Annotated in this window: 15 protein-coding genes; 8 read left to right on the top strand and 7 right to left on the bottom strand. The window is 66.1% G+C overall.

What is annotated here, in order from left to right; genetic code table 11:
- The first annotated feature begins 12 nt into the window (after nt 1-12).
- From tolR to BLV20_RS23210, 5 genes are all read left to right on the top strand, one after another.
- Nucleotides 13-459: a protein TolR gene (tolR, locus tag BLV20_RS23230; protein WP_092304789.1), complete on the top strand. Its 447-nt coding sequence runs from the start codon at nt 13-15 to the stop codon at nt 457-459.
- A complete protein-coding gene (locus BLV20_RS23225) occupies nt 456-1301 on the top strand; it encodes an energy transducer TonB (protein WP_092304788.1) in 846 nt (281 codons plus the stop codon). The genes tolR and BLV20_RS23225 overlap by 4 nt, the downstream gene beginning before the upstream one ends.
- Nucleotides 1302-1748: 447 nt before the next feature.
- Nucleotides 1749-2150 (top strand): c-type cytochrome, encoded by a 402-nt coding sequence (locus BLV20_RS23220; protein ID WP_092304787.1) that lies wholly within the window; start codon nt 1749-1751, stop codon nt 2148-2150.
- An 86-nt stretch (nt 2151-2236) separates the two neighbouring features.
- Complete coding sequence (locus BLV20_RS23215; protein WP_175540250.1) at nt 2237-3565, top strand: D-arabinono-1,4-lactone oxidase; 1329 nt, start codon at nt 2237-2239, stop codon at nt 3563-3565.
- A gap of 84 nt (nt 3566-3649) precedes the next feature.
- The gene (locus BLV20_RS23210; protein WP_175540249.1) at nt 3650-4870 is read left to right on the top strand and encodes a DSD1 family PLP-dependent enzyme; all 1221 of its coding nucleotides are present in this window, start codon (nt 3650-3652) and stop codon (nt 4868-4870) included.
- Between the two features lie 250 nt (nt 4871-5120).
- On the opposite strand, the gene BLV20_RS23205 is transcribed toward BLV20_RS23210, so the two are convergent.
- From BLV20_RS23205 to BLV20_RS23180, 6 genes are all read right to left on the bottom strand, one after another.
- Entirely contained in the window at nt 5121-5561 is a 441-nt protein-coding gene (locus BLV20_RS23205; RefSeq protein WP_092304784.1) for a GNAT family N-acetyltransferase, read from the bottom strand.
- Nucleotides 5562-5577: 16 nt separating this feature from the next.
- Nucleotides 5578-5976: a hypothetical protein gene (locus BLV20_RS23200; RefSeq protein ID WP_092304783.1), complete on the bottom strand. Its 399-nt coding sequence runs from the start codon at nt 5974-5976 to the stop codon at nt 5578-5580.
- Between the two features lie 115 nt (nt 5977-6091).
- Complete coding sequence (locus BLV20_RS23195; RefSeq protein ID WP_092304782.1) at nt 6092-6457, bottom strand: DUF2784 domain-containing protein; 366 nt, start codon at nt 6455-6457, stop codon at nt 6092-6094.
- A gap of 35 nt (nt 6458-6492) precedes the next feature.
- Entirely contained in the window at nt 6493-7212 is a 720-nt protein-coding gene (pcsA, locus tag BLV20_RS23190; RefSeq protein ID WP_092304781.1) for a phosphatidylcholine synthase, read from the bottom strand.
- A 268-nt stretch (nt 7213-7480) separates the two neighbouring features.
- Nucleotides 7481-8077 carry an NADPH-dependent FMN reductase gene (locus BLV20_RS23185; RefSeq protein ID WP_092304780.1) on the bottom strand — a complete coding sequence of 199 codons (597 nt, stop codon included), beginning with the start codon at nt 8075-8077 and terminating at the stop codon, nt 7481-7483.
- On the bottom strand, nt 8074-8928 hold the full coding sequence (locus tag BLV20_RS23180; RefSeq protein ID WP_092304779.1) for a sterol desaturase family protein: 855 nt from the start codon (nt 8926-8928) through the stop codon (nt 8074-8076). The genes BLV20_RS23185 and BLV20_RS23180 overlap by 4 nt, the downstream gene beginning before the upstream one ends.
- A gap of 69 nt (nt 8929-8997) precedes the next feature.
- On the opposite strand from BLV20_RS23180, the gene BLV20_RS23175 reads away from it, so the two are divergent.
- Both BLV20_RS23175 and BLV20_RS23170 read left to right on the top strand, forming a co-directional pair.
- A complete protein-coding gene (locus BLV20_RS23175; RefSeq protein WP_092304778.1) occupies nt 8998-9957 on the top strand; it encodes an AraC family transcriptional regulator ligand-binding domain-containing protein in 960 nt (319 codons plus the stop codon).
- Nucleotides 9958-10102: 145 nt separating this feature from the next.
- Nucleotides 10103-11338, top strand: coding sequence for an MFS transporter (locus BLV20_RS23170; protein ID WP_092304777.1), 1236 nt, complete (start codon nt 10103-10105; stop codon nt 11336-11338).
- On the opposite strand, the gene BLV20_RS23165 is transcribed toward BLV20_RS23170, so the two are convergent.
- The gene (locus BLV20_RS23165; RefSeq protein ID WP_092304776.1) at nt 11335-11961 is read right to left on the bottom strand and encodes a TetR/AcrR family transcriptional regulator; all 627 of its coding nucleotides are present in this window, start codon (nt 11959-11961) and stop codon (nt 11335-11337) included. The genes BLV20_RS23170 and BLV20_RS23165 overlap by 4 nt on opposite strands.
- A 101-nt stretch (nt 11962-12062) precedes the next feature.
- On the opposite strand from BLV20_RS23165, the gene BLV20_RS23160 reads away from it, so the two are divergent.
- The gene (locus BLV20_RS23160; protein WP_092304775.1) at nt 12063-12677 is read left to right on the top strand and encodes an NAD(P)H-dependent oxidoreductase; all 615 of its coding nucleotides are present in this window, start codon (nt 12063-12065) and stop codon (nt 12675-12677) included.
- Nucleotides 12678-12738 lie beyond the last annotated feature (61 nt).

Genomic DNA, 12738 nt, shown 5'->3' with positions numbered 1-12738 from the left:
AGGAGAGTGCAGATGCTAGTCAGGCCGCAACGCAAACATGGGCCCAAGGCCGAAATGAACGTGGTGCCCTACATCGACGTGATGCTGGTGCTGCTGGTGATCTTCATGGTCACCGCGCCGATGCTCACCCAGGGGGTGAAGATCGAGCTGCCCAAGGTCGCCAGCGAAGTCCTGGCCACTGATACCCGCCAGCAGATCCTGACCCTGTCGGTGAAGGCCGAGGGCGGCTATTACTGGAACCTCGGTGGCGAGCTGGATGCCGGGCAGCAGACCGACAGCGCGGTGGACCTCGACGAGATGCGCGCCAAGGTGGCGCAAATAATCGCCGCGCGCAGCGATACCCAGGTCTATATCCGTGCCGACAAGGACGCCGGCTACGGCCTGGTGGTGGCGGCCATGGCGGCGTTGCAGCAGGGCGGGGTGAGCAACCTGGGGCTGGTGACCGAGGCCCCGCAATGACGGCGATGATCATGCACAGTCCACGGCAGGCCCTTGACGACTTTTCCCTGCACCCCTTGCGCAGGCATTGGCGGCCCCATGCGCTGGCGGCGACCCTGGCTGTGGCGCTGCACGCCGGGGTGCTGGCGCTGCTGGTGGCTGGCTGGTCGGTGCAGCCGCCGGCCGTCGAACAGCCGGCGGTGTTGTCTACGCAACTGGTGATGCTGGCGCCGACAGTGCAGGCACCGCAACCGCAACCGCAACCGCAACCGGCTGCGGTCGAGGCGGCACCTGCACCTACACCCATGCCGCCGGAGCCGCTGGTCGCGGCACCGGTCGAGCCGCAGCTCCAGGCGCGCAAGCTCGAGCAGGCGGCCCTGGCGCGCAAGCGTGTGGAGGACAAGAAGCGCGAACAACGGGCCGAGCAGCAACGCCAGCAGCACGAGCGCGAGGAACAGCACAAGCGCAACCGCGAAGCCGAGCAGCAGCGCCTGGCCCAGGAGCAGGCGCAACAGCAGCAGGCGCAGCGTGCCGAACAGGCCCGCCTGGCCGCCGAGCGCGCCCGGCAACAAGCCGCCCAGACTGCCGCCGACAGCCGCCAGTACCAGCCCCTGAGCAAGGAAGCCCCGGACTATCCGCAGCGCGCCCTGGACAAGAACATCGAAGGCGATTGCACCGTGGAATACAGCGTCAACCCGCAAGGCAAGGTGGAAAACCCCAAGGTGCTCGACGGCTGCCACCCACTGTTTATCCGCCCCTCGCTGGCGGCGGCCAACACCTTCCGCTACCAGCCGCGCATCGTCGACGGCCAGGCAGTGTCGGTGCCCGCGGTGCGCAACACCTTCCACTACCGCATCAAATAACCCCGCCCCACCAAGCCGTGCACGCTCTGCTTTCGTAGGAGCGCAGCTTGCGCGCGAAGAACGATGACGCGGTGGCGCAGGTATTGCGCGGCGCGGCCTTCGCGGGCAAGCCTCGCTCCTACGGGCATACATGTGCCTTTGTAGGAGCGCAGCTTGCGCGCGAAGAACGATAACGCGGTGGCGCAGGTATTGCGCGGCGCGGCCTTTCGCGGGCAAGCCTCGCTCCTACGGGCCGTGCGTGTGCTTTCGTAGGAGCGCAGCTTGCGCGCGAAGAACGATAACGCGGTGGCGCAGGTGTTACGCGGCGCGGCCTTTCGCGGGCAAGCCTCGCTCCTACGGGCTGGCCGCAGATGCCCCCCTTGCTGGCCCGCAATGCCCTCGGGCGGTGGCGGCGCCTGTCTTAGTGTTCGCTCTGTGTCGATTCGACCATCACCCGAGAGGAACACCATGCCGGCCACCACCGTCTCGTTGCAGTCGTCATCCGTTGCCACGTGGCATCGCGGTGGGCATGTCGTGCTGTGCCTGGCGCTGGGCGGGCTGTTGGTGGCCTGCGACGACAAAACCGCGCCGCCCCCGGCCGCTGCCGTGCAACAGATGCCCGCCGAACCGGCGCTGGCGCGGATCTACGACAGCAGTTGCAAGCTCTGCCACGCCAACCCGGCGGCCGGCGCGCCGCTGACCGGCGATGTGCAGGCCTGGCAGCCGCGCATTGCCCAGGGCGCCGACACCCTGCTGGACCACAGCATCAACGGCTATAACGGCATGCCGCCGATGGGCCTGTGCGTGCAGTGTTCCGAGGAGCAGTTCCTCGCCCTGATCCGCTTCATGTCCGCACAAGACCTCCAATAATCCGGCACAAGGGCACTGGCATGAGCATGCACCTCACACGACGTCAGCTGTTGCAACGCGCTGTGCTGGCCGGGACGTTCAGCGCCTTGGCCAGCAACCCGCTGCTGGCCGAGCTGGCGCGGGCGCCGCGGCTGATTCCCTGGCGCAACTGGTCCGGCGGACAAAGCTGCCTGCCCCTGGCGCGGCTGGCGCCCAAGGACCTGGACGAGCTGGTGCAGGTCATTCGCCAGGCCCCGGGCAAGGTCCGCCCGGTGGGCTCCGGGCATTCCTTCAGCGCCCTGGCGCCCACCGACGGCACGCTGTTGTCGCTGAGTTTTTTCAGCGGCCTGCTCAGCCACGATGCCGCCACCTTGCAGGCCGAATTTGCCGCCGGCACGCCCATGTCGCGCATGGGCGCGCCGCTCAAGGCAATCGGCCAGGCCCTGCCGAACATGGCCGACATCGACTACCAGACCCTGGCCGGAGCCATTTCCACCTCGACCCACGGCACCGGGATCGGCTTCCCGTCCTATTCGGCCCAGGTCTGCGGCCTGCAACTGGTGACCGCCAGCGGCGAAGTGCTGGATTGCGACAGCCACCGCCACGCCGAGGTCTTCAAGGTCGCGCGGGTGTCCCTTGGCGCGCTGGGGGTGGCCACCAAGGTGCGCTTGCAGAACCGCCCAGCCTATCGCCTGCGCGAAACGCAGTGGATCGCCAAGACCGAAGAGCTGCTCGAAGACCTGGCAAAACACACCCGCGAGAATCAGCACTGGGAAATGCTGGTGGTTACCCATTCCGACTACGCGCTGTCGATTGCCCTCAATGAAACCTCAGACCCGGCGACCCCGCCCGTGGACCCGGCGGAAGAGGGCGGCAACGAGTTCGTGAGCCTGATCGAAAACCTCGACAAGTACCTCAGCGACTTCCCCGAAACCCGCCGCATCCTGCTCAACAACCTGCGGCATTTCGCCAGTTTCGACGACCGGGTCGGCGATTCCTACGAGGTCTACGCCAACGTGCGCAACGTGCGCTTCAACGAAATGGAGTACTCGGTGCCGGCCGAGCATGGCCCGGCGTGCCTGCGCGAGATCCTCAAGCTGATCCGCGACAAGGATCTGCGCACTTGGTTTCCCATCGAGTACCGCTATGTCCAGGCCGACGACATCGCCCTGAGCATGTTCGAGGGGCGCGACAGCTGTTCGATCTCGGTGCACCAGCACTACGCCATGGACCACCACAACTTTTTCGCCGCCATCGAGCCGATTTTCTGGAAGTACGCCGGCCGCCCGCACTGGGGCAAGTTGCACAGCCTCAACGCCCGGCAGTTGCAGGCGCTGTACCCGCGCTGGCGGGAATTCACCCGGGTGCGCGAGGCGCTGGACCCGGGCGGCAAGTTCCTCAATGCACACCTGTCGTCCATCCTGGGCGTGGCCTGAAGGGAGATAAAAAGCATGAATCGACGCAGCTTCGTGCTCGCTACCACGGGCGTCGGCGCCTTGCTGGCGGGGGTGGGCGCCTGGTTGCGACCCACCGACCGGGGCGGGCCCTACAGCGACTATTTCCGCGCGCTGAACCGCGAACTCAAGGCCCATGGCCCGATGCGCCCGGTGATGTTGATCGACCTCGATCGCCTGGACCACAACATCGATGTGGTGGTGCAGTCGGTCAAGCGTGGCGGCAAGCAGCTGCGGCTGGTGGAGAAGTCCCTGCCGTCGCCGGGGCTGCTGGCGTACATCGGCCAGCGTGCCGGCACCCAGCGCCTGATGTCGTTCCATCAGCCGTTCCTCAACCACGATGCGCAGCGCTTTCCCGAGGCCAATATCCTGCTGGGCAAGCCGCTGCCGGTGCGCTCGGCGCAGCTGTTCTATCAACGCCACAAAGGCCGGTTCGACCCGGCCCGGCAGTTGCAATGGCTGATCGATACGCCCGAGCGCCTGCAGCAGTACCTGGCCCTGGCACGCGGCCTGGGCACGCGGCTGCGGGTCAATATCGAGCTGGACGTCGGCCTGCACCGGGGCGGGGTCAAGGACAGCACCGGGCTGGGGCCGCTGCTGACGCTGATTGCGGCCAATCCCCAGCACCTGGAGTTCGCCGGTTTCATGGGCTACGACCCCTTTGTCGGCATGGGCGTGCCGGGCATTCTCGGCTCGCCCGAAGCGCTGTTCGCCAAGGTCATGCAGCGCTACCAGAGCGCGGTGGATTTCACCCGGCAACGCTATCCGGCGCTGTGGCACCCGGGGCTGACCCTGAACACCGCCGGCAGCCCCAGCTACCGCATGCACGAGCAGGAACGACTGAGCAACGAAGTGTCGGTGGGCACGGCGATGCTCAAGCCCAGCCATTACGACCTGCCATCCCTGAGCGACCATTTGCCCGCGGCCTACATCGCCACGCCGGTGTTGAAAAGCACCGGCCCGGTGCGCATCCCCGCGCTGGACGACAAGTCGAAGCTGTTCGCCTGGTGGGACCCGAACCAGCGCGAGACGTTTTTCATCTATGGCGGTAACTGGCAGGCCGAGTTCGAGTCGCCAACGGGGCTGCGAAGCAACGGCTTGTTCGGGCGCAGTTCCAACCAGGAGATGGTCAACGGCTCGCCCGCCGTGGGCCTGGGGCTGGACGACCAGGTGTTCCTGCGGCCGATGCAGAGCGAAGCGGTGCTGCTGCAATTCGGCGACCTGCTGGCGGTACGCGGCGGACGCATCGTCGAGAATTGGCCGGTCTACGGCGAGGCTATTTCGTAGGAGCGCAGCTTGCGCGCGAAGAACGATGACGCGGTTGGGCAGGTATTGCGCGGCGCGGCCTTTTCGCGGGCAAGCCTCGCTCCTACGGGGATGTGCAGGCTCTGCTTCTGCGCGCGAAAAACGATAACGCGGTAGGGCAGGCATTGCGCGGTGCGGTGGGCTTTTGTAGGAGCGCAGCTTGCGCGCGAAGAACGATAACGCGGTGGGGCGGGTGTTGCGCGGCGCGGCTTTTCGCGGGCAAGCCTCGCTCCTACAGGGTTTTGCTCATGAATATCCGGCTGCTGCCTTCGGGGTTGCAGGGGAATTCGCCGAAGCGTTGCCAGCCGTGTTTCTCGTAGAAGGACGGCGCCTGGAAGCTCAGGGTGTAGAGCACCGCCGAGCGACAGCCGCGGCGCCGGCCTTCGTCTTCGCAGGCCTGCAGCAACCGCGCACCGAGGCCCGTACCGCGCAGGTGGTCGGGCAGGTAGAACAGGTCGATGAACAACATGCCCAGGGCGGTTCGGCCGCTGATGCCGCCCAGGACCTGGCCGGTTGCCGGGTCCTTGAGTTCCACGGCCAGGGGCTGGCGGTCGTTGTAGCCGGTCATTTGCTGGTTGAAGGCGGCGAGGCCCTGGCCGAGCAGGGTTTCGAAGGCGCTGTCGATCACGTCGTTGACGATGATCAGGGGGCTGGCCGTTACGGCGGATTTCATAGAGGACATTTCCAGTTCAGGCGTCGCGCAACAGGTCGTGGGCGTCGAGCAGGCGGTAGGCGATTTCCGGGTTCTTTTCCAGGCCGCGACGGATGGCGGCGGGGATCGATTGCCGGGTCTTGCGGCACAGCCCCGGCTGCTCGTCGAGCTGAATGGCAATGCCGCGCATGCTGCGCACTTCGTTGAAGCTGGGGGCGATGTGCACGCGAATGCCCAGCAGTTCATGCATCCGCCGCTGCATATGTTCCAGATCCCCCAGGCTTTGCAGGTTTTCCAGCCGGTCGAGCAGGCGCTTTTCCTCCTGGCGGGTCAGGCCGAGGATGCGCAGGTCGGTGCCGGGCGTGGCCAGCAGGCGCTCGCGGTCGCAGTCACAGGCGCCGGGAGGGCAAGGCTGGCGGATCTGGAAATCGGGCATCTATGGACTCCACTCGAAGCGATCGCGGATCGCCGTTGCCCACGGGGTTGCCTGGAAATATACACAGCCGGGGCCGGGCGTGGCGCGGGAATCGACCGCCACACCGCGGATTTTTTCAGGATCGCCGGCGTCGCCACAATAGCCGTCCGTAGACCAGCACATTGATCAGCAGCACCAGCGCGCCCAGGCCCAGCTGGATTTGCGGCGTCAGCCCGGCCGGGTAGATCAGCGGGATCAGGTAATGCTCGATGAAACCGCCGCCATACCCTTGCTGGCCGGCGCCGTGGCGCATGCGGTTTTCCCAGTCGGTCAGCGGGCAGGGCAGGTGGAACACCTCGACCGCCACGCCCCAGGTCGCGGCCGGCAGGTGCAACCAGGCCAGGCGTGGCCAGCGGAGCACCAGCAGGCCGCCGAAAAGTACGAACAGGATAAAGGCCAGGTGCAGGGAGACCAGGCCGTCAGCGGCAAAGCGGTAGAGCATGTCGAGTCTCGTTGCAGTCAGGGGTATGGCAGGGTTCAGATTCGCGCGCGGTCGAACCAGCCCAGGGCGGTGCGCCAGATGCAGATGCCGAGAAAGTACGCTGACATCGCCAGCCACAGACCCATCACCCAGCGGCCATTGTAGGGATGGTTGATCACCAGCGACAGGCTGCACAGCAACCAGATGGCGGTCACCGCGATGTTCACCGGCATGAAGCGGCGCACACGAAAGGGATGCAGGAATTTCATCCGGGTCAGGGTCAACAGCGCCAGGACCACGATGCTCGACAGGCTCAGCCAGGGAGGCGGGGCAATGATGTACAGCGCCAGCGCCACCACGTTCCAGGCGGCGGGAAAACCGACGAAGTAGTTGTCCTTGCTCTTCATGTTGACGTTGCAGAAGCAGAACAGCGACGACACCAGGATCACCGAGGTCGCCAGCAGCGCGCTGTAGTCGGGCAGCGGGATGTAGCGGTAGATGAACAGCGCCGGGATGAACACATACGTCAGGTAGTCGATCACCAGGTCCAACACCGAGCCGTCGAAATGCGGCAGCACCGACCGCACATTGACCTTGCGCGCCAGCGAGCCGTCGACCCCATCGACGATCAGCGCCACGCCCAGCCACAGCAGGCAGGCCTTGGGCTGGTTGTCGAACAGCGCCAGGGTCGCGAGAAAGGCCGTGACCACCCCCGTGGCGGTGAAACCATGGGCGCCCCAGGCTTTGAGACTGGCGATCTGTCGGGTCGTTATCACGGGCGTTCTCCAGGAAGTGAAGCCAGCCGTGCGACGCCCCATAGGAGGATGCGGGGGCATTGCCAAACCTGGCCAGCGTGATCTATCGACCGGGCCGGCGGCGATAAGGTTCACCGCGGCCCGTCCTGGTCATGGGCTTGCGGCGTGCTTCGTGGCGCCGAAGCCGATGACGGCTGCCTGAGACTGTAGCCACTGTTTGGCGGGACCGGGGCGCAAGGCGTGTGCCTTGAACCCCGGTGCGTTGAACGACTAACGGCTGGGGCGGGCGCTACATCCCGTTGGCGAAGGGCACGGCCTGGATATCGATACGCGCGCGAAGCGGCCGCATCGCCCCGGCGTATTCGGCCAGCACCTGCAGGGTCCAGTCGGCGCGAGCGCGCAGGCGACGCTCTTCGGCGGTGGGTTCGCCATGGGCGTTGAAGGCGCCCTCCACCTGGCGAACGATCAACTGTTCCGGCAGGTAGCAGATGCGGCAGTTCTTGTAGCTGGAGGCGCGCAGTTCGGCGAGCGGGTAGGCACCGCCCAGGCCGGCCGAGACCCCGACCAGCAGCGCCGGCTTGTGCGCCAGTTCCTTGTGGCTGGCGTAGACGAACAGATTCTTGATGGCGGGGCAGGCCATGCCGTTCCACTCCGGGGTCACCACCACCAGCGCGTCGGCATCGCGCAGGGTGGCCGAGTACGGGCCCCAGGCGTCGCGCGAGTCGGGGCCCGGCCACAGCGGCAAGGGCGAGCGCCCGAGATCGAGCAGCGTCACCTGTTCACAGAGCTCCAACTGCCGCAGGCGTTGGCCCAGGTAATCGGCGACTTTGGCCGACTGGCTGTCGACTTGGCTGGAGCCGGCGATCAGCGCGATGTGCAGGCTCATTGCGCGACCTCCTGCTTGGCTTCAGGGCGGGGTGCGGGCTTAGGTGAACGCACCAGCGGCCAGAACAATTCCTGCTGCCAGCTGATGGGGCGCAGATCCTCGATGCCATAGCTGTCTGGGCGGCGGCGGGTGATTTTCGCGGTGCCGAACAGCACGTCCCAGAAAAACAGCAGGTTGCCGAAATTGCCCTTGTAGTGGGTCACCCCGTCCTTGGCGTTCAGGCCATGGTGCGCAGAGTGCGTGGCGGGGGTCGAGATGGTCCGTTCCAGCAGCCACATCAAGGGCCGCAGGGGCGCGATGCGGTAGAGCTTGTCGTCCCAGGCGACGCTGCTGTGGGCGCCGAAGATCACCAGCATCTTGACGATCAGGTAGCCGTAGTAGACCGGCGCCAGGCCCATGTAGATGAGCACGCCGGAAAGCCAGATGCCCGGCATCAGCAGGTAATAGAAGCTGTTGTTGCGGTAGACGATGCGGATGCTCATGTACGGCGCCGAATGGTGCGCGCGGTGCAGGGCGTAGAGGAACGGCAGGCGATGGGTGAGGCGATGCCACCAGTATTGGGTCAGGTCGTCGAGCAGCAGGAACAACGCCGCGCCCGCCACCCAGTGCAGGCCGCTGAGGCTGTTTTTCAGCGACGGCGCCAGGGTGTCGAGCAGCAGGCTGCTGAGGAGCATCACCACGGGGAAGGTCAGGCCCAGCAACAGCGATGAACCTATCACTTCGATCAGCACGTCGCGGCGCTGGCCCTTGGGTTGGCGAAAGCAGGCACAGGCGATTTCAAGGAGGATGAAACCGAGGAAAATTCCGGCCACGACCGGTATTGGATTGTTGGCGAGCATTGTTGTATTCATGGCAATCTCGAGTCAGGCCCGACATGGGCATTGCCCGAACAATAAGAAACCATGAGCCGCAAGGACCCTATGCGCGAACTGGACAAAAACACTGGCGAAGAGGCCAATCAACCGCTGCGCCGTTTTCACCGCGGTCAGCTCGGCCGGGTGCTGGAACGGCTGCTGCACAAGCAGACCCGTGGCGATCGCCAGGATTACAACCTGCTGGAACTCGAACAACTGTGGCGGCTGGCGGCAGAGCGCGACCCGGCCATCGGCCTGCACCTGTTCGCTGAATTCACCCCGCAGGACCTGCATGTGCTGGCCTATATCTGCATGTATTGCCCGGATGTGCGCGGCGCCATGCAGTGCTGGGCCGACTACGCCGCCCTGGCCTCGGACATGGACAGCCTCAGGCTGGTCGACGATGGCGAGCTGCTCGGCGTCGAATTGCGTCTCGACGCTCCCGCCGGGCTGACCCGCTATGTGGTCGAGCATTACTGCGTCATGGCCCTGACCCAGCTGCGCCACAGCACCGGTCAGCCATTGCAGCCGGTGCGCGCCTGCTTCAGCCATCCGCGGCCGGCGTATCACGCGCAATACCGCCAATGGTTCGGCGACCACCTGGAGTTCGATTGCTCGCGCAACTGCCTGTACTACGACCAGGCCACCTTGCGTTTGCCCTTGCTGACCCGTCACGCCGGCATGGCGCAGTTGTTGCGCAGCGAGCTGGACCGCCGGGTCGCGCAGCGCCTGCAGCTCAGCGGCTGGACCGGCAAGGTCGCGGCCAGCATGCGCGATAGCCTGGCGCGCGGCGTGGTGCCCAGCCTGGAGAATCAGGCCGAGGCGTTGTACCAGAGCCCGCGCACCCTGCGCCGACGCCTGGAAGAGCAGGGCATGACCTTTCGCCAGTTGCTCGATCAGGTGCGCGCCGAGCTGGAGCAGCAGCTGGAGTTTCTCGGCGAGAGCCGGGCCCAGATGGCGAGTCAGCTGGGTTACGGCGACCTCGCGGCGTACCTGCATGCGCGCAAACGTTGGAAACGCGACTGAACCCATCGCCTTCGCGACTGCGGCAGGCCGGGCGGCAAAGGCAGCATGGATTCCTGAAGGGAATCCACTGCATAAAAAACATGAATTTTATTTATCGAAGTCGAGCCTGTAGCGTGGCCCCGTCCCAGCCCGATGGAGCGCCCTCATGGCCACCCCACCGTCACCCGCCGAACGCTACTGGCAGCGCAACCTCGCGGTATGCGCCCTGGGGGCATTCACCACGATTGTCGCGATGACCCTGCTGTTGCCGTTCCTGCCGTTGTACGTCGAGCAACTGGGCGTCAGCGACCCGGCGGCGATCGTCCAGTGGTCCGGCGTGGCGTTTGGCGCGACCTTCTTGTCGGCAGCAATCACCGCACCCTTGTGGGGCCGCCTGGGCGACCGCTACGGGCGCAAGCTGATGCTGATTCGCGCCAGCCTTGGCATGGCCGTGGCCATGTCGCTGATCGGCCTGGCGGAGAACATCTGGCAACTGGTGCTGTTGCGCCTGCTGGCCGGCCTGCTTGGCGGCTACGCCTCGGGGGCGACCATCCTGGTTGCCACGCAGACCCCCAAGGCGCGCTCCGGCTGGGCCCTGGGCGTGCTGTCTTCGGGGATCATGGCCGGCAGCCTGGCCGGGCCTTTGATCGGTGGCCTGCTGCCGCCGCTGATCGGCATCCGCAACACCTTCTTCATCGCCGGGGCAGTGATATTCGTAACCTTCCTGGCCACCACCTTCCTGCTGAAAGAGGCCCCGCGTGCACCGCGCCAGGCGCGAGGAAAAGACCAGCCGCAGGAATATTCCTGGGCCAGCGTGACGGACAGCAAACCGCTGCTGAGCATGTTCGCGGTGGCCTGCCTGCTGATGTTCTCGAGCATGTCGATCGAGCCGATCATCACGGTGTACCTCCAGGAGCTGCGGGCGCAGAACGTCACGCTGATGGCGGGCGTGGTGATGTCCGCCGCGGCCCTGGGCAGCATCATTTCCGCCTCGCAACTGGGTAAGCTGGCCGATCGCGTCGGCCACTGGCGGGTGCTGACCGTCTGCCTGGCCGCGGCGGCGTTGCTGCTGATTCCCCAGGCGCTGGTCAGCGCGCCCTGGCAGCTGGTGGTGCTGCGCTTTCTCATGGGCCTGGCGCTGGGCGGGCTGTTGCCGTGCATTTCCAGCATCATCCGGCATTCGGTGCCGGAGAACATGGCCGGGCGGATGCTCGGCTATTCGACGTCCAGCCAGTACGTCGGGCAGGTGCTCGGCCCTCTGGCCGGGGGCTTTGTCGGCGGCCATTTCGGCATGCGCACGGTGTTTATCGCGACCTGTGGCGTCATGGCCCTGTGCGCCCTGGTCACCTGGTGGGTGGGGTCGTTGAGCCGCGCCGTGCCCGGGCAAATCGACGCGGCTTAGGCCGTGCCGGCGCCCCGTCGCGCACTGCGCTCGACCATGGCGACTATGGTCTCGAACAGCTCGTCGCGGGCCTGCTCGCGGCTGACTTCACCGGTGGCCGCCGCATGGGACAAGGCCTCGGCCGCCCCCAGCATCGCCCGCAGGCCGGCCGCGGCGATCTCTCCCGGGGCGGCGAAAGGGGCGAGGGCGCTGCGGCATTTTTCCAGGAAGATCCCTTCGTATTCCTCCTTGATCCGCGCCAGTTCCGGCGAGCTGGCCAGCGCGGCGATCACCCCGGGAATCTCCCGGCCCTGAGTCAGCACGCAGTCGACATAAGAGCCGGCGATAACCGCCGCGCGGCTGGCCAGGGTCGCTTCGCTGCTGTCCAGGGCGGCGTCCATCAGCCGCGTCTGCCGTGCATCGAAGTCCTGGTACAACGCCGCCAGCAGCCCCGCGCGGGTGACGAAATGGTCATAGACCACCGGCTTGGTCACCCCGGCCTGTTCGGCGAGCCGGCCGAGGGTCAGGGCTTCGGTGCCTTCCGCGCCGATCAAGTGCCAGGCGACTTCCAGCAACTGGTGCAGGCGCTCTTCGCGGGACAGGCGGCGACGGGGTGGTGAAGCCTCGGAGGGGGTGCTTGACATGCTTATATACCAAAAGTAACTTACGATTCGTAACTTACCAAAAGTATATCGGCCCCGGTTGCCGCCCTCAATCCATTTGCCTTCTTGCAGGAGCCTTCGCCATGCATGCGCTTATCGTCGTCGCCCACCATGATGCCCACTCGCTCAGCCACAGCTTGGCGGCCCAGGTCGCCGAGGGTCTGGGGCCGTCGCACTCGTTCGAGATCGCCGATCTGTTCGCCGAGGCGTTCGACCCACGCTTCAACGCCGCCGACCACGCGGTCCATCGTCGCCAGGCGCAGCCGCCGGCCGATGTGCTGGCCGAGCAGGCGCGCATCGACCGCGCCGACGCGCTGGTGCTGGTCTATCCGGTGTATTGGTGGTCGATGCCGGCGTTGCTCAAGGGGTGGATCGACCGGGTATTCGCCAACGGCTGGGCATTCGATTTCAACCTCGAAGCCCAAAGCCTGGAGAAGAAGCTTGGGCATCTGCCGGTGCACCTGCTTGGCGTTGGCGGGGCCGACGCCGGCACCTACGGGCGCCACGGCTACGAGGCGGCGATGAAGACCCAGATCGATCACGGGATCTTCGACTACTGCGGCGCGCGGGTGGTGACGTCAAAGCTGTTGCTGGAGTCGGAAAGCCAGGACCCGGCGCTGCATCTGCGCACGGCCCGGGCCATCGGCCGCGAGCTGTTCAGCCGCGCCGGCGCCGCGGTGGCGGTCGGGGTGGAATAAGGGGCGAAATGCGGGTGCGGCTCCGCGACATTGCAGTCGCGGAGCGCGAGATGGCGCAGGC

Origin of the sequence: Pseudomonas sp. NFIX28, assembly GCF_900107395.1 — a bacterium.
In the GTDB taxonomy this organism is placed as follows: domain Bacteria; phylum Pseudomonadota; class Gammaproteobacteria; order Pseudomonadales; family Pseudomonadaceae; genus Aquipseudomonas.
This window is presented reverse-complemented; position numbering and strand designations above follow the sequence as displayed.

Coding starts and splice junctions, on each gene's coding strand:
- tolR (WP_092304789.1), top strand. CDS start 13: ATGCTAGTCAGGCCGCAACGCAAACATGGGCCCAAGGCCGAAATGAAC.
- BLV20_RS23225 (WP_092304788.1), top strand. CDS start 456: ATGACGGCGATGATCATGCACAGTCCACGGCAGGCCCTTGACGACTTT.
- BLV20_RS23220 (WP_092304787.1), top strand. CDS start 1,749: ATGCCGGCCACCACCGTCTCGTTGCAGTCGTCATCCGTTGCCACGTGG.
- BLV20_RS23205 (WP_092304784.1), bottom strand. CDS start 5,561: ATGAAATCCGCCGTAACGGCCAGCCCCCTGATCATCGTCAACGACGTG.
- BLV20_RS23200 (WP_092304783.1), bottom strand. CDS start 5,976: ATGCCCGATTTCCAGATCCGCCAGCCTTGCCCTCCCGGCGCCTGTGAC.
- BLV20_RS23195 (WP_092304782.1), bottom strand. CDS start 6,457: ATGCTCTACCGCTTTGCCGCTGACGGCCTGGTCTCCCTGCACCTGGCC.
- BLV20_RS23185 (WP_092304780.1), bottom strand. CDS start 8,077: ATGAGCCTGCACATCGCGCTGATCGCCGGCTCCAGCCAAGTCGACAGC.
- BLV20_RS23180 (WP_092304779.1), bottom strand. CDS start 8,928: ATGAATACAACAATGCTCGCCAACAATCCAATACCGGTCGTGGCCGGA.
- BLV20_RS23175 (WP_092304778.1), top strand. CDS start 8,998: ATGCGCGAACTGGACAAAAACACTGGCGAAGAGGCCAATCAACCGCTG.
- BLV20_RS23170 (WP_092304777.1), top strand. CDS start 10,103: ATGGCCACCCCACCGTCACCCGCCGAACGCTACTGGCAGCGCAACCTC.
- BLV20_RS23165 (WP_092304776.1), bottom strand. CDS start 11,961: ATGTCAAGCACCCCCTCCGAGGCTTCACCACCCCGTCGCCGCCTGTCC.
- BLV20_RS23160 (WP_092304775.1), top strand. CDS start 12,063: ATGCATGCGCTTATCGTCGTCGCCCACCATGATGCCCACTCGCTCAGC.